18 protein-coding genes and 1 pseudogene are annotated in these 24,811 nt (G+C 63.7%); 11 read left to right on the top strand and 8 right to left on the bottom strand.

Features of this window, described 5'->3' with window-relative positions:
* Positions 1 to 35 precede the first annotated feature (35 nt).
* The 11 genes from NKH21_RS18545 (at position 36) to NKH21_RS18495 (ending at position 14,254) form a co-directional block, all read left to right on the top strand.
* Positions 36 to 1,376 carry a metal-dependent hydrolase family protein gene (locus tag NKH21_RS18545; protein ID WP_352660570.1) on the top strand — a complete coding sequence of 447 codons (1,341 nt, stop codon included), beginning with the start codon at positions 36 to 38 and terminating at the stop codon, positions 1,374 to 1,376.
* Between the two features lie 74 nt (positions 1,377 to 1,450).
* A complete protein-coding gene (locus NKH21_RS18540) occupies positions 1,451 to 2,452 on the top strand; it encodes a branched-chain amino acid ABC transporter permease (protein WP_352660572.1) in 1,002 nt (333 codons plus the stop codon).
* Positions 2,449 to 3,474, top strand: coding sequence for a branched-chain amino acid ABC transporter permease (locus tag NKH21_RS18535; protein ID WP_352660575.1), 1,026 nt, complete (start codon positions 2,449 to 2,451; stop codon positions 3,472 to 3,474). Before NKH21_RS18540 ends, NKH21_RS18535 begins: the two co-directional genes overlap by 4 nt.
* Before the next feature lie 46 nt (positions 3,475 to 3,520).
* Positions 3,521 to 4,768, top strand: coding sequence for an ABC transporter substrate-binding protein (locus NKH21_RS18530; RefSeq protein ID WP_352660578.1), 1,248 nt, complete (start codon positions 3,521 to 3,523; stop codon positions 4,766 to 4,768).
* A 27-nt stretch (positions 4,769 to 4,795) separates the two neighbouring features.
* A complete protein-coding gene (locus NKH21_RS18525; protein WP_352660581.1) occupies positions 4,796 to 5,581 on the top strand; it encodes an ABC transporter ATP-binding protein in 786 nt (261 codons plus the stop codon).
* Complete coding sequence (locus NKH21_RS18520) at positions 5,574 to 7,826, top strand: ABC transporter permease (RefSeq protein ID WP_352660583.1); 2,253 nt, start codon at positions 5,574 to 5,576, stop codon at positions 7,824 to 7,826. Before NKH21_RS18525 ends, NKH21_RS18520 begins: the two co-directional genes overlap by 8 nt.
* 79 nt (positions 7,827 to 7,905) lie before the next feature.
* Positions 7,906 to 10,092 carry a flotillin family protein gene (locus NKH21_RS18515; protein ID WP_352660586.1) on the top strand — a complete coding sequence of 729 codons (2,187 nt, stop codon included), beginning with the start codon at positions 7,906 to 7,908 and terminating at the stop codon, positions 10,090 to 10,092.
* Between the two features lie 57 nt (positions 10,093 to 10,149).
* The gene (locus tag NKH21_RS18510; RefSeq protein WP_352660589.1) at positions 10,150 to 10,587 is read left to right on the top strand and encodes an SRPBCC family protein; all 438 of its coding nucleotides are present in this window, start codon (positions 10,150 to 10,152) and stop codon (positions 10,585 to 10,587) included.
* Between the two features lie 10 nt (positions 10,588 to 10,597).
* Positions 10,598 to 12,115, top strand: coding sequence for a zinc-binding dehydrogenase (locus tag NKH21_RS18505; protein ID WP_352660592.1), 1,518 nt, complete (start codon positions 10,598 to 10,600; stop codon positions 12,113 to 12,115).
* 87 nt (positions 12,116 to 12,202) lie between these two features.
* Positions 12,203 to 13,312 carry a carbohydrate kinase gene (locus NKH21_RS18500; protein WP_352660595.1) on the top strand — a complete coding sequence of 370 codons (1,110 nt, stop codon included), beginning with the start codon at positions 12,203 to 12,205 and terminating at the stop codon, positions 13,310 to 13,312.
* Between the two features lie 12 nt (positions 13,313 to 13,324).
* Positions 13,325 to 14,254 (top strand): pseudouridine-5'-phosphate glycosidase, encoded by a 930-nt coding sequence (locus NKH21_RS18495; protein ID WP_352660597.1) that lies wholly within the window; start codon positions 13,325 to 13,327, stop codon positions 14,252 to 14,254.
* Between the two features lie 35 nt (positions 14,255 to 14,289).
* On the opposite strand, the gene NKH21_RS18490 is transcribed toward NKH21_RS18495, so the two are convergent.
* The 8 genes and pseudogenes from NKH21_RS18490 to NKH21_RS18455 form a co-directional block, all read right to left on the bottom strand.
* Positions 14,290 to 15,681, bottom strand: coding sequence for an FAD-binding oxidoreductase (locus NKH21_RS18490; protein WP_352661300.1), 1,392 nt, complete (start codon positions 15,679 to 15,681; stop codon positions 14,290 to 14,292).
* A gap of 198 nt (positions 15,682 to 15,879) precedes the next feature.
* Positions 15,880 to 17,131 (bottom strand): annotated as a pseudogene (locus tag NKH21_RS18485) (VWA domain-containing protein).
* A complete protein-coding gene (locus NKH21_RS18480; RefSeq protein WP_352866727.1) occupies positions 17,124 to 17,816 on the bottom strand; it encodes a DUF5682 family protein in 693 nt (230 codons plus the stop codon). Before NKH21_RS18480 ends, NKH21_RS18485 begins: the two are co-directional and overlap by 8 nt.
* Positions 17,732 to 19,381 (bottom strand): DUF5682 family protein, encoded by a 1,650-nt coding sequence (locus tag NKH21_RS18475; protein ID WP_352866724.1) that lies wholly within the window; start codon positions 19,379 to 19,381, stop codon positions 17,732 to 17,734. The genes NKH21_RS18480 and NKH21_RS18475 overlap by 85 nt, the downstream gene beginning before the upstream one ends.
* Before the next feature lie 4 nt (positions 19,382 to 19,385).
* Positions 19,386 to 20,465 (bottom strand): ATP-binding protein, encoded by a 1,080-nt coding sequence (locus NKH21_RS18470; RefSeq protein WP_352866722.1) that lies wholly within the window; start codon positions 20,463 to 20,465, stop codon positions 19,386 to 19,388.
* 20 nt (positions 20,466 to 20,485) lie between these two features.
* A complete protein-coding gene (locus tag NKH21_RS18465) occupies positions 20,486 to 21,919 on the bottom strand; it encodes a DUF5691 domain-containing protein (RefSeq protein ID WP_352660611.1) in 1,434 nt (477 codons plus the stop codon).
* Complete coding sequence (locus tag NKH21_RS18460; protein WP_352660614.1) at positions 21,916 to 23,316, bottom strand: SWIM zinc finger family protein; 1,401 nt, start codon at positions 23,314 to 23,316, stop codon at positions 21,916 to 21,918. Before NKH21_RS18460 ends, NKH21_RS18465 begins: the two co-directional genes overlap by 4 nt.
* 192 nt (positions 23,317 to 23,508) lie before the next feature.
* On the bottom strand, positions 23,509 to 24,789 hold the full coding sequence (locus NKH21_RS18455; RefSeq protein ID WP_352866719.1) for an amylo-alpha-1,6-glucosidase: 1,281 nt from the start codon (positions 24,787 to 24,789) through the stop codon (positions 23,509 to 23,511).
* Positions 24,790 to 24,811 lie beyond the last annotated feature (22 nt).

Genomic DNA, 24,811 nt, shown 5'->3' with positions numbered 1-24,811 from the left:
AAAACAGTGCGCCCGACAGTTTGGGAGGTTTTCTGATGGCAGACGACGGCTGGAACGCAAACGGTTCGGGCAGCACGCTGTTCACCAATGTGCGCGTGCTCGATGCGACCGGCGAATACCCCTACACCGGCGAGGTGCTGGTTCAGGGCAACCGCATCAAGCAGATCACCAAGGGCTCGTCGCGTTTCGGCTCGCCGGCTGTGTCGTCCGCCTACAGCGGCCTGTCAGGCGGTGTCACGACGATCGACGGCATGGGCGCGACGCTGATGCCGGGCATGATCGACGCGCATCTGCATCTCTCCTGGAACAATGCGCCCGGGATCGACCCGATCCAGATGATGGAGGTCGAAGAGCACATGCTGGTCACCATGGAGATGGCCAAGCTGGTGCTCGATGCCGGTTTCACCGCCGGCCGCGGTGCCGCAGCCGCCAAGCCGCGACTCGACGTTGTGTGCAAGAAATTCATCAATCAGGGGCGTTTTCCCGGGCCACGTTACCTTGCCGCCGGCCCCGAGATTACGACTGTCGGCGGCCTCGGCGACTCCGCGCCTTCGCACATTCCGCATGAAGGCCTCAATCTCGGCATTGTCGTCTCAGGTCCGGAGGAAATCCGCCGCACGGTGCGCCAGCTGATCAAATACGGTGTCGATTCCATCAAGCTCAATCTGTCCGGCGAGAGCATCACCGGCATGGGCGCCGAAGAAACGCCGATGTCGGAGGAAGAGGTCGCCATGGCCGCCTCCGAGGCCCGCTGCCGCAACAAGGTGCTGTCGGCACATGCGCGCTCATCCGGCTCGGTCAAGCAGTGTGTCCGCCACGGTATCCAGAACATCTACCACGCTTCGTTTGCCGACGAGGAAGCCCTCGACATGCTGGAGGCGGCCAAGGACAAGCATTTCGTGGCCCCTGGCATCGCCTGGCTGATCAACACCGCACGCCATGCCGAGCAATGGGGCATCAAGCCGGGCTCGCCGCTCTCGCTCGAATATGAGCGTGAGCTCGAAATGTGCATCGAGACGATGAAGAAAATGCACCGCCGCGGCATCCGCGTTTGCATCGGCGGCGACTACGGTTTTGCCTGGACGCCGCAAGGCACCAACGCCAGGGACATCCAGACCTTCGTCGAGATGCTTGGCTTCTCACCGATGGAGGCAATCCAGGCCGGGACCAAATATGGCGGACAGATTATGGGCATGGGCGACGAGCTCGGTATGATCAAGGAAGGTTACCTCGCCGATCTGCTGTTGATCGACGGCGACCCGATATCCGACGTGCGCATCCTGCAGGACAAGAACCGCATCCTCGCCATCATGAAGGACGGCAAGTTCCACAAAGCGCCGCGCTTGAATGAACAGCGCCGCCGGCTGACCGCATGAGCATTCTGGACCGGCCACCTTCGTCTGACATTTCGAGGCCCAGGACTTCGGGGCTCGAGATTTCTGGCGGCGGCATGACGCGCAGGCAGGCGTGGGGGCTTTTCTGGCTCCTGGTCGCCGCCGTTGTTGCATGGCTGGTGTTTTCCGTTTGGCCGGACTGGCTGAACGCGATCCTGATCTCGAAAAAGGCATTCGTCAGCGCCATCCTCAACGGCATCACTCTGGCTGGCCTCTATTTCCTGGTCGCCAGTGGCTTTACTCTGATCTTCGGCTTGATGCGTAACGTCAACCTGGCGCATGGCTCGCTCTATCTGCTTGGCGCCTATATCGGTTATGAGGTGGCGAACCGTACCGGCTACTGGCTGCTAGGTGTCGCCGCGGGGTTTATCGCTCTGGCTCTCGTCGGCGTCGTCATGCAGATTTTCGTCTTCCGGCGCCTGGAAGGCGATGACCTTCGCCAGACCCTGGTCAGCATCGGTATCTCGATCGTCGCCGCCGACCTGATGCTGGCGGTCTGGGCCGGCGGCACCTATCAGATCCCGGTGCCGGAATGGCTCGACGGTGCACTGACCTTGCCGGTGATCACGGCCGTGCGGTCGAATGGCGTCTCGGTGTTCCTCACCTACCCGCTTTATCGCGTCGTCGTGCTGGCGGCTGCGGTCGTCATCGGCATCGGCCTTTGGCTGATGCTGCACAAGACGCGCGTCGGCATGATGGTCCGCGCCGGCGTCGACGACCGCGCCATGCTGTCGGCCTCGGGCGTCAACGTGCATGCGGTCTTTGCAGTCGTCTTTGCCGTTGGCGCCGGACTTGCCGGCTTTGCCGGCGTCGTCGGCGGCTCGGCATTGTCGGTGGCGCCCGGCGAGGACGTCCGCTATCTCCTCGCTTCGCTCGTCGTCGTCATCGTCGGCGGCATGGGTTCGATTACCGGTGCCGCAATCGGCGCGCTGCTGATCGGCCTCGCCGAGCAGATCGGCCTCGTCTATTTCCCAACCTACGGGATCGTGCTCACCTTCGTCATCATGGTGGTAGCGCTGTCGGTGCGGCCGCAAGGCATCATGGGGAAGGCGCGATGAGCCTGACCGTCGCCGTGGACGCCGCGCCCCGACCGAACTGGCTGGAGAAGCTCGGCGCCGGCCACATCGTCCTTGCCGTCGCACTGGTCCTTTATCCGCTGGTGGCATCCGATTTCTTCCTGACGCAGATCGGCGGCTATTCGCTGATCTTCGGCATGCTCGCACTGTCGCTGATGATGCTGGCCGGCTATGGCGGCATGGTCAGCCTTGCCCAGATCACTGTCGCCGGCATCGCCGCCTATGCCATCGCCATCCTCGGCGAGAACAATTCGAACGTGCTCGGCTTCGGCTGGCCGTGGTGGATCGCGGCACCCTTCGCCATAATGGCGGCGGCGGTGGCGTCGGCGCTGATCGGCTGGATCTCGGTGCGCACCGAAGGCATCTATACCATCATGATCACGCTGGCGATCGCCACCGCGACCTTCTATTTCGCCCAGCAAAACTACGCGATCTTCAACGGCCATTCCGGTTATGCCGGCATTCGCGCGCCGGTGTTCTGGGGCGTCAACTGGCGCGACCCGAAGGCCTTCTACTATCTCTGCCTGGGTTCGGCGGTGCTGTCCTATGCGGCGATACTCTATGGCGCCCGCTCGACCTTCGGCATGACCGTGCAGGCAATCCGCGACAATCCGCGCCGCATGCGCGCCCTCGGCTATCACGTCACCGCACACAAGGTCTTTGCGTGGTTCCTGGCCGGCATCATTGCCGGCGTAGCAGGTGTGTTGCTGGTGTGGTTCAATGGGCGTGTCTCACCCGGCACGATCGGCGTCGATGCAGCCATCGACGTGCTGATCATCGCCGTCATCGGCGGTTTGCGTCACCCGATCGGGCCATTTCTCGGCGCGCTCGTCGTCGTCCTGATGCAGACGTTTGCCATCGATATTGTCGGCGCCGAGCGTTTCAACACGCTGATCGGACTGGTGTTCCTGGTGATAGTCTTCATCTCGCCGGATGGAATTCTTGGGTTGTGGGGGAGGATTAAGCCGCAGCTAGCTCAAGAGTCCTTGCGTTCCGGTCCGTGACGCCGGAGCGGAATGAACTGCATCAATCAATCAAAGGGAGGAAAAAATGAGAATACATCGACGCACACTGCTTGCGCTGGCGCTTGCCACCGGGCTGACAGCTCCATCTCTGGCGCTTGCCGCCGACGACACGATCAAGATCGGCCTGCTCGCAACTTTCGAGGGACCGTTCACGGTGCTCGGCGAAGACGGCGAGCGTGGCGCGAAGACGGCGCTCGACGAGGTCAGCGGCATGGTTGCCGGCAAGAAGATCGAGATCGTCAAAGGCTCGTCCGACGCTTCGCCGGATAGCGCCGTGCGTGCTGCCCGCAAGCTGGTCGAGCAGGATGGCGTCAAGGTCTTGGTCGGCCCGCTTTCGGGCGACGAAGGGCTGGCGGTCAAGGACTATGCCAAGACCCAGCCGACTGTGACTTTCATCAATGGCACCTCCGCGGCACAGGACACCACGCTGCGCAACCCGGCCGAAAATTTCTTCCGCTTCTCGACCGACGGCGCGCAGTGGATGGCCGGTCTCGGCACCTATGCCTTCAACGACAAAGGCTACAAGCGGGTCGCCACGGTCGCCGAGGATTATTCTTTCCCGTATACGCAGGTCTTCGGCTTCATGGCTGAGTTCTGCAAGGCAGGCGGCAAGGTGCCGTCCAAATCCTGGGTGCCGATCGGCAACAAGGACTTTTCGTCCGTCATCGCGGCCATTCCCGATGACGTCGATGCAATCTACGTCGCGCTTGGCGGCGCCGACGCGGTGAACTTCCTGACCCAGTATCAGCAGGGTGGCGGCGCGGCCCCCTTGATTGGTGGCTCGATCACCGTCGACCAGACGGTGCTGACCTCGAAGGGCAAGCTGCGCGACGTGCTGGTCGGCACGCCTTCCGCCGGACCGACCGCCGATACCAACGACGCGCCCGCCTGGAAAACATTCGTCGAAGCCTACAAGAAGCAGCCAGGCGCCTTTCCCTCGCCGTCGCTCTTCGCCCACGGCTATTACGTCAACATGAAGGCGACGTTGCTGGGTCTCGAACAGGTCGGCGGCGATGTCTCCGACGGCGGCGCCAAGCTGCGAGATGCGCTCTCGAAACTGTCTTTCGACACGCCGACCGGCAAGGTGTCGCTGGACAAGAACCGCAACGCCATCGCGGACATCTACCTGACCGAGGTGACGGAAGGGCCAGACGGCAATCTTTTGAACAAGCTTGTCAAAGTCGTGTCGCAGGTCAACCAGACGCTGGGCATTCCCGAAGACGAGTTCACCAAGCTTGGGGCTGTCAGCCGCGACAACCCGAGCTGCCCGTAACCGCGTGGCTTGCGAGCATATCCGCCCTTGACCGAAACTCTTGCAGCAAACCGTCTCCAGAGCTCCGGCGCCTTTGCGCTGGAGCTCGATGGTGTTGCGCGGCATTTCGGCGCTTTGGTGGCGCTCTCCGGCATTGATATGAGGATCGCGGCCGGCGAGCGGCGCGCGGTCCTTGGTTCCAACGGCGCCGGCAAGACCACGCTGTTCAATGCAGTGACCGGCGATTTCCTGCCGACTGCCGGCCGCATCCGCTTCTTCGGCGAGGACATCACCGATTTGCCGCCGCATGAACGCATCCGGCGCGGCCTACGGCGGACCTACCAGATCTCGCAGTTGTTCAAAGGCCTGTCGGTTCTCGACTCTATTTTTCTCGCCTGCCGCGGCGTCTCGCGCCGACGGTTCTCGCTGCTCCGCCCAACGGCCACCGACGTCAACATGGTGCAGGCGGAATCGATCCTCAATGCCGTGCACCTCGAGGCCTATCGCGACGTGCTGGTGGCGACACTCAGCCATGGCCAGCAGCGGCAGTTGGAAATCGCGCTGGCGTTGGCCGGCGCGCCGCGCTTCATCCTGTTCGATGAGCCGGCGGCTGGCCTGTCGCCGACCGAGCGCCGCGACCTGGTGGCGATCCTCAATGCGCTGCCCAAGCACATCGGCTATATTATCATCGAGCACGATCTGGATGTCGCGCTGCGCGTTTCGGAATATGTGTCGATGATGCACAACGGCCGTCTGTTCAAGGAAGGCACGCCGCAGGAGATCGAGGCGGACCCTGAGGTCCAGGAGATCTATCTCGGGGGCAAGCATGGCTGAGCGCCCCGTTCCCCTCGGCCGAACGCTCCCTTCCGGCCCAGCTTCCGGCAAAATAGGCAAGGCGATCCTCAAAATAGAGGATCTGCAGGTCTATTACGGCGAAAGCCATGCCCTTCAGGGCGTCTCGCTGATGCTGGAAAGCGGCGTGCTGTCGGTGGTCGGCCGCAACGGCATGGGCAAGTCGACACTCTGCAACACCATCGTCGGCCTGAAGCGCGCACGCTCCGGCTTGATCCGCGTCGACGGCCGCGAGATCACTGCGCTCGAGCCGCACGAGATCCATCGCCTCGGGGTCGGTTATGTGCCGCAGGGGCGGCGCGTCTGGCCAAGCCTAAGCGTCGACGAGCATCTCCGTCTCGCTGCCGGCAATCGGCGCGATGCGAGTTGGACCGTCGAACGCATCTACCAGACATTTCCGCGCCTCGCCGAGCGCCGCACCAATGGCGGCTCGCAGCTCTCCGGCGGCGAACAGCAGATGCTGGCTATCTCGCGTGCCCTGCTCAGCGACCCGAAGCTGCTGGTCATGGACGAGCCGACCGAAGGCCTTGCGCCTATCATCGTCGACCAGGTCGAGCGGATGCTGGTCACCCTGGCCGAGGAAGGTGAGATGGCGATCCTCGTCATCGAGCAGAATATCGGCGTGGCGACTGCGGTTTCCAACCAGGTTGCCATCATGGTCAACGGTCGCATCAACCGGCTGATGGACGCGGCAGCGCTCGCGGCAGACCGGGAATTGCAGCAACGGCTGCTTGGCGTCGGACGCCATGCCGACGAGACGTCCGTCACGCCGGCAGCCGCGGCGCAGGCCAAGGACCAGTTGGCGGAAGTCTACCGCGTCGAGCGGACGGCGACCGGGTCCGAACCGATAACCCCGAACATAATCCACCGTCCGGTCACCGAACTGCCCAACCGCTGGAACGTGCCGGTCACTGCCCTGCGGCAAGCGGCCGTCGAGAAGGCCGCGCCGCAGGACGATTTGACAAAAATCTTTGCAATTCCTTTCGCCGAACGCATCGGAAGAACAGTGCTCGTCGCCGGCACTTTCGATACCAAGGGCAAGGAATTGCGATTCATCGCGGATCGGCTGAAGTCGCTCGGCGTTCCGGTTCGCACCGTCGACCTCTCCACCTCCGGAAAACCGTCGAGCGCCGACGTTCCCGCCATGCAGGTGGCCGGCATGCATATGCGGGGATCATCAGCCGTTTTCACCAATGATCGCGGCGGCTCGGTGAGCGCCATGGCCGAAGCCTTCGCGCACTGGATCGAGCGCGAGCCGCGCATTGGCGGCGTCATCTCGGCCGGCGGCTCCGGCGGCACCACCCTGGCAACAGCAGGCATGCGCGCGCTGCCCGTCGGTATCCCCAAACTGATGGTGTCGACCGTGGCAGCCGGCGATGTCGCCAAATATGTCGGCGGTGCGGATATCATGATGTTCCATTCGGTCGCCGACGTTCAGGGGCTGAACTCGATCACCGAACAGGTGCTGTCGAATGCCGCGCACGCGATGGCGGGCATGGTCGCGCAACTGCCCAACGCCGAAGCCTGGGAAGCCAGGCGCAAGCTGGCGCGCCCCGCCGTCGGCATCACCATGTTCGGTGTCACGACCCCGGCAGTGCAAGCGGTGACCAGGCTGCTCGAGGCCGACTACGACTGTCTGGTTTTCCACGCCACCGGCATAGGCGGGCGGGCAATGGAGAAGCTCGGCGATTCGCGGCTGCTCTCGGCCTTTCTCGACCTGACCACGACGGAGGTGGCCGACATGATCGTCGGCGGCGTGTTCCCGGCGACTGAAGATCGCTTTGGCGCGGCGATCCGTACCGGCCTACCCTATGTCGGTTCGACCGGCGCGCTGGACATGGTCAATTTCGGCCCGCGCGACAGCGTGCCGGAGAAATTTCGAAGCCGTAAATTCGTCATCCATAATCCGAACGTCACGCTGATGCGGACAACCCGCGACGAGAACCGCGCCTTCGGCGAATGGATCGGTGCGCGGCTCAATGCCATGAACGGTGCCGTTCGTTTCCTGCTGCCGGAGGGCGGTGTGTCGATGCTCGATGCACCGGGCCAACCATTTCATGATCCGGAAGCCGACAACGCCCTGTTCGAGGCGATCGAGAAGACCGTTCGCCAGACGGCGCAGCGCCATGTCGAGCGTGTGAGTGCAAATATCAATGACGCGCTTTTCGTCGACGCCGCAGTCAATGCGTTCCGCGCCATCACGCCGAAACTGCAGAGACGAGCGTGATGATTTCGAGCGGGCGGATTTATGGAATTGATGCCGGTCGCCTGTGGCTGACCGCATTCTATTTGGGAGGGTAGAAAAGATGGCCGCGCAGACCTTGGGCGCTTTCCTTTTGTGGCTGATCATTGCCGCGATAGTCGTGGTAATCGCCGTATACATACTGCGATGGCTTTATCGCCGGTCGACCAAGGAGACGGCGTTCGTGCGCACCGGCTTCATGGGCGAGAAGGTGGTGGTGAACGGAGGCGCTTTCGTCATTCCGGTGCTGCACGAGATTACGCCGGTCAACATGAACGTCCTGCGCATCGAAGTGCGCCGCGAGGATGCCTTTGCGCTGATCACCAAGAACCGCATGCGCGTCGACCTGATCGCGGAGTTCTTCGTCCGTGTCGGCGCCAGTCGCGAGCTGGTCGCAGCCGCCGCCCAGACACTCGGCCGCCGCACGCTGCAGCCCGACAGCCTTCGCGAATTGCTGGAAGGCAAGTTTGCCGGTGCCATGCGCACCGTTGCCGCCCAGATGACGCTGGAAGAGATGCACGAGCTGCGCGGCGACTATGCGGCCAGGGTCCGCCAGCTCGCCTCGGAATCGCTCGCCGCCAACGGACTGGAGCTGGAGAGCGTCGCCATCGTCGATCTTGACCAGACCAGCCTTGAATATTTCGATCCGTCCAATGCCTTCGACGCCGAAGGCCTCACCCAGCTGACGGAATCGATCGAGACGCGCCGCAGGATGCGCAACGAAATCGAGCAGCGCACGCTCGTCGACATCCGCAACCAGAACCTCGATACCCAGCGCAAGGTGCTGGAGATCGACCGCGACACCGAATATGCCCGCCTCGAACAGGAGCGCGAGGTCGAGATACGCCGCGCCTCGCAGCGCTCCGAACTCGCCAGGGAACGGGCAATCCGCGACCAAGAGGCCGAACAGGCGCAACTGTCGGCGCGCGAAGCGGTCGAGAAATCGCGCCTCAACCAGGAGCGCAACATCACCGAGGAGCGCATCAAGAGCGAGGAAGACACGCAGCGCCGCGAGATTGCGCGCCGCCGTGCGCTCGATGAGACGGAAATGAAAATGCGCGAACTGACCGAGCGCGAGCAGATCGCGCTCGAGCTCGCCCTGGAAAAGGCCAGGATCGAACGCGAAGGCACGCAGAGCGAGCTTGAGATCGAGCGCAGGAAGGCGCTGGAAATCGCGGAACTCGAACGCCAGATCGCGCTGGCGGAAAAGGCATTGGAGGTCACCAGGGCCGAGGCGGAAAAGCGCCGCGCCGAAATCGTCGAGAACCAGGCGACCGAAACGGCGCGGATCGGCCAGGAGCGCGCCATTGACGAAGTCAGAATCGCACGTGAGCGTCACCTCGAAGCGCTGCAGATCGCCAAGCGCCAGGCTTTCGAAGAGGCCGAGATATCGGCCGGCGAAGAGGTCGAGCGCGCCCGCATCACCACCGAGCGCGGCATCGAGGAGGCCCGGCTGATCAAGGATCGCGACATCCGCCAGCTTGGCGTCGAGCGCGACCAGAAGATCGAGATCGCCGAAATCCAGAAGGCCATCGACATCGCCAAGAAGACGCAGGAGCGTTCCTCGGCCGTCGCGGCTTCCGAGGCGGTGCGGGCCAAGGCCATCCAGGCTGAGGAGCAGGCCTTCACGGCGCGTGAGCGCGAGATCGCCGAGCGCCGCAAGCTGACCGATCTGATCGGTGCGGCCCGCGAGGCCGAGCGCGAGGCCTTGCGCATTACGGCCGCGGCAGATGCCGAGATGAAGGCTGCCAAGAGCCTGGCCGAAGCGCAGAAGATCGCCGCTGTTGCCGCGGCCGAGGCGGAGAAGATCCACGCCCTTGCCGCTGCCCAGCGCTATGAGGTCGATGCCGCCGGCCATCGCCAGCTCAACGAGGCCGACAATTTGCTCTCCAATGAAGCGCGCGCCGGCCGCCTGCGCGGCAAGTTGCTCGACCACATGGAAGGCATCATCCGCGAAAGCGTCAAGCCGATGGAGAAGATCGACGGCATCAAGATCCTGCATGTCGACGGCATCAATGGCGGCCAGGGCGGCAACCGCAACGTCACCGACGAGGTGATCGATTCGGCGCTGCGCTACCGGGTCCAGGCGCCGATGATCGATAATCTGATGAAGGAGATCGGCATCGAGGGCGGCTCGCTCGGCCGCATGACCGACGTGCTGCGCGATGCCAAGGACATATCGAGCCTGACGCGCGATAAAAAAGGCAAAGGCAAAGTCAGCAAGGACGACGATGACGACCGCGACCGCTGACCGGGTCCGGTGGGTGGTGCGTTGTGCGAATGAGTTGTTCCACGCGGGCGGTGGGGCATGAGCAAGGTCTATGTGTCCTCGGTCATTCCCGCGCCGGCGGCGGAAGTCTGGAAAATCGTGCGCGATTTCAACGGCCTTCCGGCCTGGGCGCCGTTCGTCGCCGAGAGTCGAATCGAACAGAACGCACCAGCCGACCAGATCGGCTGCATCCGCAATTTCGTGCACAGGGATGGTGGGCGGATCCGCGAAAGATTGCTGGCGTTATCCGACTACGACCTGTCCTGCAGCTATGCGATCCTGGAAAGCCCGATGGCGGTGGAGAATTATATCGCCACGCTGTCGCTGACGCCGGTCACCGACGGAAATCTCACTCTGGCCGAATGGCAGGCGGAGTTCGACTGTGCGCCTGAGCGCGAAGCAGCGCTTATGCATCAGATCGGCACCGGCGTCTTCCAGGCGGCGTTGAGCGCACTCAAGCAGCGCTTCGGGCGCTGACATTCCCGCGATGGTTCAGGTCCGCCAGAGCACGATCATCGATGCGCCTATCGATGATGTCTGGTCGATCCTGCGCGATTTCAACAGCCATGAGCGCTGGCACCCGGCGATCTCGTTCAGCGAGATCGAGGGCGGCGATCCGGTCGATGCGGTCGGCTCGGTTCGTCATTTCCGCCTGGCCGATGGCGGCGAGTTGCGCGAACAGCTGCTGGCGCTGTCCGATAAGGACTTTCGGCTCGCCTATTGCCTGCTCGAAGCACCGCTGCCACTGATGGGTTATGTCGCATCGATCCGGCTGAAACCGGTGACCGACGGCAATGCTACGTTCTGGGAGTGGCGCTCCGAGTTCTATCCCCCCGCGCACCGCCGCGACGAACTGGTCAAGCTCATCACCGAGGGCATCTATCAGGCCGGTTTCGCGGCGATCCGCAGCCTTTTACGAGGAAGGATTGCGCCTCCTGCCCAGGCAAGAACGCCTCCGGCACCTCCGTCAGCCCCGCCGTTGATCGCTTCGCCGGTCTCTTCCCCAACAACATCGTTCGGCCAGTCAGCCACAACCAGGGCTATTGTGGTCGAGCGCTATGGCGGTCCGGAGGTGCTGCAACTGAAGGAGATCGGCTTGCCGCAGCCGGTGCCGAACGAGGTGCGGATCCGCCATACGGTGATCGGCGTCAACTTCATCGACGTCTATTGCCGCACCGGCTATTTCGACCTTCTGCAGCCACCGGGCGTGCCAGGCATGGAGGCGGCCGGCGTCGTCGAAGCGGTCGGTTCGGAGATTGCCGGTTTCTCGGTCGGCGACCGCATCGCCTATGCCTGCCCGCCGGTCGGCGCTTATACCGAGCGGCGCAACATGGCGCCCGATCTGCTGGTTCGCCTGTCCGACGATATTCCCGACGAGATTGCGGCCGCGGGGCTGCTCAAGGGCGTCAGTGCGAGTTTTTTGCTGCACGACGTGCACGCGGTTCGGCCGGGCTCCGTCGTTCTCGTCCATGCCGGCGCCGGCGGCATCGGCCAGCTTTTGGTGCAATGGGCACGCCATCTCGGCGCAACGGTCATTGCAACGGTGTCGAGCGACGACAAGGCGCGCATTGTCGAACGCCTCGGGGCGCATCATGTCATTGTCTATTCGCGCGAGAATTTCACTGAAGCCGTCATGCGGCTGACGGGAGGCGTCGGCGCCGATGTCGTCTACGATGCGGTCGGCAATGATACGTTCGGCGGCTCGCTGGCGGCGCTTCGCATTCGCGGTCACCTCGTCAGTTTCGGTCAGGCGTCAGGGCCGATCGGCAATTGGGACATCGGCCGCTTTGCATCGAAGTCGATTACCATATCGCGTCCCAACTACGCGCATTACACCGACACGCCCGAAAGACTGGCCCCGCACGTCGAGCGGTTTTTTGCCGCGCTACGACAGGGTGTCGTCAGGATTGAACCCCCCAAGCGCTACAGCCTATTCGATGCCGGCGACGCTCACCGCGACCTCGAAGCCAGGCGAACGACGGGCGCATTGGTGCTGGTGCCGTAGCCGACACTCGGTCGAAACAAATGTTGACAATGTCATCTGTTGTTGCGACAGCGTTCAGCCTCGAATTTGACGGGCCGGATAAGACAAATGGACGACCTTGGAGCACAGGAACAAGCGGTTCTCGACCTCATTGCGGCGAACCCGTTTGCCGGCCAGCAGGACATAGCAACCGCGCTCGGCATCGCCCGCTCGACGGTCGCGGCCCACATCGTGCAACTCGTCAACAAGGGCTACATTCTCGGCCGTGGTTATGTCTTGCCGACGTCCAAGCGCATTGTCTGCGTCGGCGGCGCGGTGCTCGACCGCAAATACCACGCCAGGAAGGATCTGATTTTCGAGACGTCGAACCCAGTCGACGGCTATCGCAGCTTCGGCGGGGTCGCCCGCAACGTCGCCGAAAACCTTGCCCGCCTCGGCGTCGACATAAGCTTCGTCTCGATCGTCGGCGACGATGAAACCGGCCGCTCGCTGGTGCGGCACCTGCGCGATCTTGGCGCCGATGTCAGCCAGGTCATCACCACCACGGAGCGGCCGACGGCGGAATACGCGGCCATCCTCGACCGCAACAACGACCTCGTGCTCGGCATTGCCGACATGGAGATCTTCGATCTGTTTTCGTCGTCCTATCTCGACCGCTTCTGGCCGCATCTGGCTTCGGCGACATGGGTGTTCATCGACTGCAATCTGCCGGCCGCGACTATCGCAGCACTGATGTCGCGCAAGCAGGGCGCGCGCTTCAAGCTCGCAGTCGACACGGTATCGGCGCCGAAATCAGCGCGCCTGCCGAAGGACCTGACCGGCATCGATCTTCTGTTCACCAATCATGACGAGGCCAATACGATGCTCGGCATGACGGATGCCGACAAGCGGCTGACGCCGGAGGAAGCAGCAGCAGCGCTGCGCGCGACCGGCGCTGCCGAAGCGATCGTGACCGTGGGCGCGCATGGATTTGCCGTTGCGACCGAGAGCGGTGTGACGACCATGCACTCCGTCCCGGCGCAGCCCGTCGATATCACCGGCGCCGGTGACGCGATGATCGCCGGCACTCTGTACAAGGTGCTTTCGGGTGAGCCGGTCGCTCATGCCGTGCGCACCGGCGCGCTGCTTGCCACACTGACCACCGAGAGCGAATCCAGCGTCCACCCCGATCTGTCGCCGCGGTTCCTTGCCGCCGGCATGTACCGCATTCCTGCCTGAAAGCGAGATGATATGAAACCTTCCCTTGTCCACTTGAACGACGAAGTCGCTACCGCGCTTGATGAAGGCCGCGCCGTGGTGGCATTGGAATCGACGATCATCACCCACGGCATGCCATATCCGGCCAATCTGGAAACGGCCCGTGGTGTCGAGACCGTGGTGCGTGAAAACGGCGCGGTGCCCGCCACGATCGCAGTGGTCGCCGGCAAGATCAAGGTTGGCCTCGACGACCGTGAACTGGAAGAGCTGGCAGTGGCAAAGGGCGTGGTCAAGGCTTCCGGGCGCGATCTCGCCGCCATCATGGTGCGCGGCGGCTCGGCCGGAACCACCGTCTCGGCGACGATGCGGATCGCCGCTTTGGCCGGGATCGGCATTTTTGCAACCGGCGGCGTCGGCGGCGTGCATCGCGGCGCCGAAGCCACTTTCGATATCTCCGCCGACCTAACCGAACTCGGCCAAACCGGCACCACCGTCGTCTGCGCCGGGGTTAAGTCGATCCTCGATATTGCGAAGACGCTGGAATGTCTGGAAACTCAGCGCGTGCCGGTGATCGCCTATGGGAGCGATGATTTTCCGGCTTTCTACACCCGCTCCAGCGGGCTCAGGGCCGATCATCGCCTCGACACGCCCGACGAGATCGCGCGAGCCATGCTGCTGCATGACGAGATGGAATCCGGCACCGGCATTCTCGTCGCCAACCCTATCCCCGAAGCGGACGCGCTCGATCCGGCGTTCATCGACGGCACGATCGCAGCGGCCGTGGCTGAGGCCGAGAAGCGCGGCATCGGGCGCAAGGAACTAACGCCGTTTCTGCTCGCACGCATCAACGAGCTTTCGCAAGGCCGCAGCCTGAAGGCCAACATCGCGCTGGTCCGCAACAACGCCGCGCTTGCTGCCCGCGTCGCGGTTGCGCATGCGGAATTGAAGGGCGCGACCAGATAGGGGCAGCACCCGGCCAGCGCTACCTGCCTTCGATTTCAGCCCGGTGCGAGGTCGAATATGCGCCCGGCATTGAGGATGGTGTTCGGGTCGAAGGCTGCTTTCAGGCCCCGCATGGCCGCGATCTCGGCGTCGCTGCGCACAAGGTGCAGCCATTCCTTCTTGTCGAGGCCGATGCCATGCTCGGCCGAGACGCCGCCGCCAGCCGCGGCAACACCGCCGTACACGATGCCGTATACGGCCGCCGGATCCGCGGTGCGGACCTGATAATGCAGATTGCCATCGCCGAGATGGCCGAAGACGTAGATGTCGGCGCCGCGGTCAATGGACTTGATTGCGGCTTCTGTTTCGCGCAGGAAAGTCGCCATTTTCGCCAGCGGGATGCTGATATCGACGCCAATCAGGCCTGCCATCGAAAACAGGAAACGGTTGGCCTCCTCGCGCACCGCCCAGAGCGCCCGGAATTCGCGCGGCGATTGCGAGACGACCACGTCGTCGATCACGCCATCTTCAACCGCCTGCATCAGCACCGCGGCAAAACGTTCGCCGTCGCGGTCGGGCTCGCTGCCCTGTATCTCGGCAAGCACATAGACGGGCGAGCCGGCGGGTAGCGGCGCCGGCGCCTCCATGCCGGCGATCATGGCGCCATAGAGCGGTGCGAAATTCACCTCATAGGCCGACAGCAAGGGCCCGAGCTTTCGCTTGAGCAGCGCAAGCAGCGTGATCGCTGCGTCCAGCGAAGCAAGCGCGCAGAAGGCGTTGATCTCGGTGGCCGGCTTCGGATGCAGCCGCAGGGATGCGCGCGTGACCACGCCGAGCGTGCCCTCGCTGCCGATGAACAATTGGCTGAGATCGTAGCCGGAGTTGTCCTTCGCCAAACCCTTGAGCGAGGTCAGGATACTGCCGTCGGCAAGCACTGCTTCCAGCCCAAGCACCTGCGCCCGGTACATGCCGTAGCGCAGCACGCGGATGCCGCCGGCATTGGTGGCGACATTGCCGCCGACGGTGGCCGATCCGCGCGCTCCGATGTCGACGCCGAACAGCAAGCCGGCCTCATCGGCGGCGTCCTGCACCGTTTGCAGCGGCGCGCCGGCCTCGGCGATGATGGTCGCCGCCTCGCGGTCGAGGGCTTCAACGGAAGTCATGCGCTCCAGCGACAGCACAGCTTCGCCGGGTTGGACGCGAGCGCCGCCGGCGAGCCCGGTCCGGCCACCTTGGATCACAAGCCTCTGCCCGATTTCATTGCACAGGCGCAGTATGTCCGACACCTCGCCGGCAGTGCGCGGTCGCAGCACGACCTCCGGCCGCGCACCGGTCTTGCCGTCGGGGTCTTCCCTGTAACGCGGCCCGGCCTCATCGGCCGAGACGATCGCCGACCGATCCAGCCGACCCTCAAGTCGCGACAGAAGCTCGGCGGTCAGCGGGGACAGAGCGCTCACGGATGCGATTGGCGCGCACACAGTGATGCGACGCGAGCAGTGATAGGTGAGGATTGTGAGCGCGTCCGGAGATGATTTTCGCTGCAAAGAACGCATGCGGAAAACCCGCCAAAACCGCAGCCGGTTGCTATTGTCATGCGCCGCTCCTGTAATACGCCGACGATAGGCACGGGCTGCTGTTTGTCAAACCTATATGGCAGTTGGTGACGGGCTCGACGCCTGCGTTTCGGCGCGGACCACCTTGATGTCGGCGCCTGCCGCCCATGCTCCGATATCGTCGCGGCGTAAGGCCGCAGCCATCATGTCCGGAAACAGATCCGGCGTGCAGGCGAAGACGGGAATACCAAGGGCTGCTACCGAGCCTGCCATTGTCGGATCGTAGCCGGGCCGGCCTTGATCGGTCAGCGCCAGAAGCACGACAACATTTACACCGGATCGAACCAACGCTGCCAGTCGCCGCAGCAGGTCCTGGCCATTTACCCCCTTCATAGAGATCGGTGATCAGCACCAGATGCGACTTGGTTGGCCGTTCGATACGGTCGGCGCAATAGGCGACCGCCTGATTGATGTCCGTGCCGCCGCCAAGTTGCACGCCGAACAGCACCTCGACCGGATCGCTGAGCTCGTCGGTCAGGTCGATAACCGCCGTATCGAAGCAGACAAGCTTGGTGCGCACAACCGGCAGCGAGGCCATCACCGCCGCGAAAATCGAGGCATAGACAACCGAGCTTGCCATCGAGCCGGACTGGTCGACACAGAGAACGACTTCATCCAGATCGACAAGCCGGCGCTGCTTGCGCATGAAGCCGACCAGTTTCTCCGGCACGATGGTCTTATGCTCGGGTTGATAGTGGCGAAGGTTCGCCGAAATAGTGCGCTGCCAGTCGATATCGCGCGCACGCGGGCGGTTGGTTCGTCTCGATCGATCGAGCGCGCCGCGTATAGCCTCGGCGGTCTTCTGTTCCAGCTTCTGCATGAGCTTGCCGACGATATCGGCAATGATCGTACGGGCAATGTCCTTAGTCTTGGCCGGCATGACCGATCGCAGCGAAATCAGGTCGGCGACGAGATTGACGTCCGCCTCGATCGCCTTGAGGAATTCCGGTTCCATCAGCATCTGCTTCAGGTCCAGCCGTTCGAAGGCGTCCTTCTGGACGATCTGGACGACCTGCGCCGGAAAGAAGGAGCGAATGTCGCCCATCCATTGTGCAACGCGCGGCGCTGACCGGCCAAGGCCGCCACGCCGCTTGCGGGGGTCGCTGGCCCCGGAGTTGGTACCGTCGCCATAGAGCGCGTCGAGCGCCGCCGAAAGCCGTTTGTCGTCGCTGGAAAGTGCCGGCGACGCCTCGTCATCGGCGCCGATCGCCAGTCGCCAGCGGCGCTCCCTTCCGCCATCGGCAGTGAGCGGGCCCGGTTCGTTCATTTCGGCCTCGTCATCCATTGCCGGTTTCTCCGTTGAGCAATGGTCCAAGCAGCCCCAGGTGTCGACGCCATGCGTCGCCGCCATCCGGCGTCGGCGTCACGCCAGCCGGCAAGCGCGCCGCGCCGCCGAGGACCGCTTCGATCAGCCGCCGGCGTTCCATGCTGTCCAGATTGGAAAAGACACGGCGCAGCAGCGGTAGATGCGCGATGAAAGCATCTTCGTCCAGGGATCTGAGCCACCCATCGACCGCACCGCGCAGACCCTCGTCATAAATCAGCCGTTGACCGGCTGTGCTGAAGAAGCCTTCGAAGAACCCGGCCGCGTCAGTGACAGGCGTCCCCGGTGACAGGCGTCGCCCGAGCAGCCCGGCAGCGGCTTCGGCGGACAGGCGACCGGCGTCGTAGAGCAGGTGTGCGGCGCACCCGGCCAGCAGCGCCGTCGACCGTGACGCGTCCAGCACGGCAGCCAGCCCGTTGCGCCATCCGTCCAGCACGTCTTGGCCGGGTTCGACCAGCCTGATCGCCTCATCGGCCTTGCGCATCGCACCAACCAGTATCGCGGCGGCCTGCTCATCCAGATCGCGCGCAGCATAGGGAAGCGCGATCGCACCTTCGACGATCAGCCGCTCCATGAGGCCGGACAGCCGGTCCGTCTGCGTTTTGCGGGCCTCGCCATAGCGGACAATGTCGGCGAGCGGCGGCACCGACGCCAGGATATCCAGGCATTCACTGCTGCGCGCCGCGCGTACCTCCAACGCCGTGGGCCGGCAGTAGATGCTGCCGACAAGTTTGCCGTGATGGCGCTCTGGACCAGTGCCGCAAGCGTATCGAGCGTCGCCGCCGTTTCGATCATCTGGATCAGGCGGCCATTGGCAGCCTTTTCGATGGTCGGCCCGTAAATCAGGTTCTCGACCAGACGAACGGCATATTCTGGTTCCCAGACCAGCGTCCACCGCTCGCGGAAGGTGCCACGGCTGCGACCGGCATCGGTCAGTCTGCCCCAATGCACACCGAGCACGTTCAGCCGATGCAGCAATGTCGAGCGGAACAGCCCGCTTTCGCTTCGCAGGTCGACCGACAGTTCCCGTTCCAGCGCCTCAGGCTTCAGCCGCGCCGCCTTCTGGTTGCGCTGGAGATCTTCGATCAGCGGCGCCAGCGGTGTGTCGGGCGGAATTTCGCCGACGTCCGAACCAAGAAGCAGCTCGGCCTCGACCAGTCCCCACAGCAACGCTTCGCCGTTGAAGAGGGCGGCAATCGCGGCGTCGCGCAATTCCTCAAACCCGGGTTTCGGTCGTTCGCGAATTGCGGCGAGGGTCCGGGCGAGCCGCTCAGCTTCGATCAACGAAGCGGTCGAGATCAGGTGGCCCTTCGCCCGCAGCACGGCGGCGATCATTGCAAGCCACAGGGTTGCCGCATCGTGACGGCCGCGCGTGCGCCAAAGATGCTTGCACCAGCCGGGTGCGACGACGCCCGCGCCATAGCCGTATCCCAGCGCCAGACGCGGTCCCGTCCACGGCGCCCATGTCATTGTGCTCTTGCGCCGCACAATTCCCTTGATCAGCGCCTGATCGTTTTTCTGTGTGTGGGTGGCCTGTAAAGCTGGCACATGCCATGCCCCGCAGACGACGGCGATCGGCCCATCGAACGCCTTGCGCGCCGCGGCGATTTCGAGCCGCATATGCGCCTCGCGTTTGGCTTCGAACTCAGCGATCGGACCCTCGCCGTCCCGCAGTGTCGTCATCGCATCGGCGATGGCGGCAAATATGGGGCCGGGTTTCGGGTTCTGTTCAATGATGTCCGACCACCAGCTTTCGCCGTCCTCATAACCGGCGGCGTGCGCCAGCATGGCTATCGGATCACGCGGTAGCGGAGCCGCGTCACCATTCTCGGGGGCTTGGATAGCTTCGGTCGCATCGGCGTCCTCCGCGCCACCGATCGCAGCAGTGGTGAATCGTGCCGATGACGGCAGGTCGATAAACTGCAACGTCGCCTTGTTGCCCACAGCCCAAAGCGCCGCCTGGTATTCGGGCGAGAATTCGGCGAAAGGCCAGAAGCTTGTCGAAGCCGGATCCTCCTCCGGATAGCAAAGGAGCGCCACCGGCGGCTGCATTTCGGGGCGGGCCAGCATGGGCAGAAGCTCAGAGGCGTCGATCGGCCCCTCGATCAGCACGGCGACCGGGTTCAAATCCTGCAGTGCCTGCACCAGGCTGTCGGCGGAACCCGGCCCGTGATGGCGTATCCCGAAATAGGCAATGTCGCCGTGGCCCATGGCGTCAGATCGCTGCGTTCAGCGCCGCGTAATATCCGGCATAGTCGGGCCGCTTCTTGAGCACCGTTTCCAGATATTCCTCCAGTACCACCTTGTCCTGCACCGGATCCTTCACGATCGCGCCGACAAGGCTGGCGGCGAGGCCTTCGGCGCCGAGCTTGCCACTGTCGAACCACGCCGCCTGGCTGAGCCCGCCAACCATCGTGGCGATCGCTTCTGCGGTCGACAGCGAGCCAGAAGGCGTCTTCAGCGTCACCTTGCCGTCGGCAGTCGCGCCGGAGCGCAATTCGCGGAAGATGGTCAATACCCGGGCGATCTCCTCGCCGACGTTTTTCGGCACCGGCAGGTCGAGCCCGCCAGCCATCTCGTCGACCCGTTTGGAGACGATCGCCACCTCTTCGGCCATGTCCTCCGGCAATGGCAGCACCACGACATTGAAGCGACGCTTGAGCGCCGAGGAGAGCTCGTTGACACCTTTGTCGCGGTTGTTTGCCGTGGCGATAATGTTGAAGCCGCGCTGGGCGTAGATCGAGGTGTTCAATTCCGGGATCGGCATCATCTTTTCGGAAAGCACGGTGATTAGCGTGTCCTGCACGTCCGAGCCCATACGGGTCAGTTCCTCCAGCCGGCAGAGCTTGCCGTTCTGCATGGCTCGGTAGAGCGGCGTCGGCACCAACGCTTCCTGGCTCGGGCCCTTTGCCAGTAGCTGCGCATAGTTCCAGCCATAGCGGATCTGGTTCTCGTCGCTGCCGGCCGTGCACTGCACGATCAGCGTCGAGTCGCCCATGATGGCGGCGGCAAGATGTTCCGATACCCAGGACTTGGCGGTTCCGGGAACGCCGAGCAGCAACAGTGCGCGGTCGGTGGCGAGCGTCGCTACCGCGGTCTCCATCAACCGGCGGCGACCGACGTATTTTGGCGTTACCGGGGTGCCGTCACCGGCCTTCCCGCCCAGAAGATAGGTCAGCACAGCCTGTGGCGAGAGGCTCCAGCCGGCAGGCCTCTGCCGGTCGTCATCGCGCGCCAGCGCCTGCAATTCCGAAGCGTAGGCCTGCTCGACCGGGAGGCGGATGGCTGCGTTCATTTTGCTGTTCTCCGGATTGGTCATGTGTTGGTTCCAGGCCCCGCCAGTGATGCGTTGAGACGCAGAAGCCCGAGTGAAGGAGCCGCGGGCGGCACGCCCGCCGCGACCATGTCGTCGATCAATTTCGCTGCCGTGGTCGCGGTGGCAAGGAAGCCGATCGTCTCCAGTACATCGTCGAGACCCCGCCGCGCGGCGTCGTCTTTTCCGCCGGCGGCGGAACGCAGTGCGGCGAGCGCCTGTCCATTCGTCAGGTCGTCCCATTCCAGCCAGTCGGCATCGATGCCTTCCGCCAGGGTGATCATGCCAAGATAAGTCGTCTCCTTGAGGATCAGCCTGATGAGGACACGCTTTCTGCGGCTGTCCAGGCGTGGCATGAGGTGAAGCACGAACAGCGCCGGTTTGCCGCCTTCGGCGATAAGCGTATCCGCCATCTGCGTAAGGGCGGCTTCGCTCCCTGTGGTGGCGACCATTCGTGCGATCAGGATGTCGGCTTTATTGTCGGCGCCGAATTGCCAGCCTCCTATGAATTCGGCTTCCGTAGTGTTGAACCGTTCGGTAAGGTCGACGAGGTTGCATATCTCGAACAGTTCGGCGCGGCGTTGCTCCTGCGCTTGGGATTTTAGTTTTGCCGGAGTGTAGATGGTCCGGCGGCGGATTAAGCCCGATCTGCCTTCAGTGATAAAGGCGGCGAGCTCGGCTACGGGATCGTCCGGTCCACCGTCGCTCGGGCGAACGTGCTCTCCTAATCTTGCCAGCAGCCGGCCAGCCAGTTCACGCACCTTGCCGGACCTGTCGGCGGAAAGGCTTTTCAGGAAAGGCGCGTCCTCGGCACTCAGGACGAAGCGCATAAGCTCGATGAGCGCAAGCCTGACTTCCGCCGGTTCGCCAGACGCCTTGGCTTCGATCAACGTTCGAGCCGATGTCGGGTCGGTACGGCGCATATCGGCAAGGGCCAAGCGTCGCGCTGCGGGATAGAACTCATCCCAGTTTTCCGCAGTCAGTTTCTCTTGTGGGGCGAGCCTTTCCCCGTCCATGCTTGCTTGCCAGTCTACCCATGGCGCGTAGACGTCAGGACAGTTCTGATCCGAGGGCATCCAATCCATGGGATGGAGCACAAAGCCGCGGCTGGCGACGAGCGCCGCCACGCGTGTCTTTCGCCTCGCGTCGGCGGCGTGCTTCAGAGCGGCTCTCAACAACGGCCGAAATCGTGCCGGCAGAATGGGCAGGGCAAGTCTGGGCAGCGGCAGACGACGCTTGAGTGTCGTCGGCGCGGCCGGCCGCAGCGCGACGTCGAGCGCTTGTGCTGTGATTGCCAGGAGCCGGCGCTCCTGTTCGTCGGAACTTGCACCGCCGGCGATTGCCTTCCATTCTGCCGGAGCCAGATCGAACGTAGCACCGCCGGTGATCCAGCAATCGCGCATTGCCGCCAGGCCTGTTTGCTCGCGTTCGTTCACGCCAGATCAAGCCTCCCGAACTCGCTTTGCGCCGCCAGAAGCTCAAGCCGGGCGCCGTTCCAGAGCGCTGCCGTGGCCGCAAGGTCGAGGCCGAGCAAGGTTTGATCTACCGCGCCGGCGATCGGCAAGGCGATCCCCTGCGGTTCATCCTCCGCCTGCCACCATGCCGTACCCCGATCGTCGAGCAGGATAGCGCCGGGCGCCAACATGAGGGGCCAATCGGCGATCCAGGGCGCGGCGTCCTGATGGGAAGCATGCGTGGCGAGCGGATCCTTCGCGGTGCCAAAAGCAAAATCGGGCCAAGCGCCGGGCGCAACTTCCCCCATGCGCTCCGCCACCAGAGCGCGGAGCGGCATACGTGATGGATAAAACACCAGTCGAGCATTGAAACGGTCGCCTGGTGCGAAAGCGTTGGACCGGCGTCCGGCCGAAGCCGGGAAAAAGTCGAGCAGCACGGCAAATTGCGGGTTGGCGCTGTTCAAATCGAGCAGCCAGGTCGAATGGCTGACCAGACCATCGCGGCGGCTCTCGATCTTCTCGCCGAGAACTTCCCAGAGGCTTTCAACCTGTCTTGCATTCGGACTGCTGAGAACCTGTTCTCGGGGTTCAGACGTTGATACGAGGCGCTTCAGCTCGGGGTCGTCGGGCGCCGCCCGCCACGCCTTGGCCAGCAGCACGAGCTTGCCGAGTTCGCGGATTGCGGCATCAGACCGTTCCTCGCTGCGCAGCGCCATCAGCCGCGATGGAATCTCGTCGATACGGCCGGCGAGCGCGGCCGCCTTCATATCGACCAGCCGCGCAGCAATCCGCCGGCAACGGTCGCTGCTGGCGTCGACAAACCCGGATAGACCGAGCCGTAACTGGTCGGCAATCCACTGATCAAGCTCATCGAGCCCAGCCGACACTGCTTCTCGTGTGCTTTCCGCCCGCTTGCGCTGCGCCGCCTCGCGACGCTCCAGCGCCGCGATGTCTTCAACGGCGGTGCTCTCGTCGGCTTGTGCGGCTTCGCCAATGCGCTTGGCTTCCGCGCCGGGTACCGGTTGCGCCGGCTGTGGCGTTGTCTTCCTGCGTCGGCCAAGCCAGTCATTCACCCATTCCGGCGTGGTATTGGCAGCGGCAAAACTGGCTGGCGCGGTGGCGGCAATCCACATCAGGGCCAGCGTATGCTTGCATGGGAATTTGCGCGAGGGACAGGTGCATTTGTAGCCGTGATCACCCGTGTCGACCACCACGCGATAAGGATTGGAGCCGGAGCCCTGGCATTCGCCCCAGATGAGCGCCTGCTGCTCATGCTTTTCTAGCCGCGGCCAGTTCGTTCGTTTGGTGAGCTTGGAGGCGGCGCTCAGCGACGCCTGATCGGGAGCAAGCGCCTCAATGGTTTTCAGATCGAATTCCAAGCCGCGCTTCTCCCCGCCCCGACGCAGTATAGGTAGCGGTTTGTGAAGAATTATTATAGCTCTGGTGTGGTGAAGATCGGCACGCCTTGGCTCTGTTTTGATGGGCCAGGACATGCCTCGGACGCAAATAGTATCGACCGTTATTCGGCAGACAGAACGGGCTTTGATAGCCGGCGGCCTAGGTGGAAGCGTTCAGGCTCTGCCTTTCAGGAACTCGATCACCATCGCTGCGGTCCAGGTGAAGCGGCTGCCGCCGAGCGGCTCGCCGCTGAGGGGATCGTAATATTCGGCAAAACCGCTCTCGGCGATCAGGTCGAGACTGGACTGGGTGATCCGTTGTGCGATTTGGCTGTGGCCGGCGGCGGCAAGGCCGCCGGCGATCATGTAGTTGACCACCAGCCAGACCGGGCCGCGCCAGTAGCGCTTGGAGTCGAAGCGCGCATCGCCAGGATCGTGCGAGGGGACGATGTAACGCGCTTTGCCGGCGATGCGCTCGATCGTTGCAGCGATGGTCGCTGCCCGGCTATCCGGGATGGCCGAAAACACCGACAGAATGCCGCCAACCGACGCGCTGTCAACGTGCTTTCCGGCCACTCGATCGAAACAAATGTACTGGCCATGCGTGTCGCTCCACAGCCGTTCCATTGCCGAAAGCCCCTTTTCGGTACGGGCGCGGTTGGCCTTGGCGATTTCGGTTTCGCCAAGTGTCTCGGCGAGATCGGCAAGGTCGGCGGCGGAACGGATCAGGATGGCGTTGAAGCCGGGATCGACGACCTGGAATGGCGAGGCATCGTGCAGCCGGGCGTTGTCCCAGCCAAGCCCGCGGAAATGCTGCAGCAGCCAGACATAGCGGTCATACTGTGCCTTGGTTGGACGATGCGCCGGGTCGGCGTGCAAGGTGTCGCGGCGCGTGTAGGCCTCGACGCCTTCGGTCGGCACGCGCTCGAAGGCGTCGTCCCAGTCGATGGAATTGTCGCGGCCGGACTCCCATGGATGGATAATGGCGACCAGCCCCTCGCCCCTTGGATCGCGGTTTTCGTAGAACCAGCGGTGCCAGGCGTCGATCTTCGGCAGCAGCGCGCGGGCGCGCCCGGCCGCCAGTTTCTTGTCCTTTGCCCGGTCGAACAGGCGGCGCACGGCAAAGCCGGCGACCGCCGGCTGGGTGATGCCCGAGGTGGCGGTCGGGCGGTCCGTTCGCCAGACCTCCGGCCCGGGGAAATAGCCGTCGCTCCAGACATGAAAGACGATGTGCGGCACCATGCCGTCTGGCCACTGGTGGGCGAACAGCGTGTCGATCTCGGTCCAGGCGCGCGCCTCGTCATAGTGGGCAAGGCCGAGCGCGGTCAGGCAGGAATCCCAGTTCCACTGAAACGGGTAGAGGCCCTTGGTCGGTATGGTATAGGTGCCTTGGTCGTTTTCCCTGAGCACCTCGACGGCGCGGGCGATGGTTTCGTCGACAGCAAGAGATATCATCGGGGCGTTCGTACTTTCAGAA

It is taken from the genome of Mesorhizobium sp. M1329, assembly GCF_040318035.1.
In the GTDB taxonomy this organism is placed as follows: domain Bacteria; phylum Pseudomonadota; class Alphaproteobacteria; order Rhizobiales; family Rhizobiaceae; genus Mesorhizobium.
This window is presented reverse-complemented; position numbering and strand designations above follow the sequence as displayed.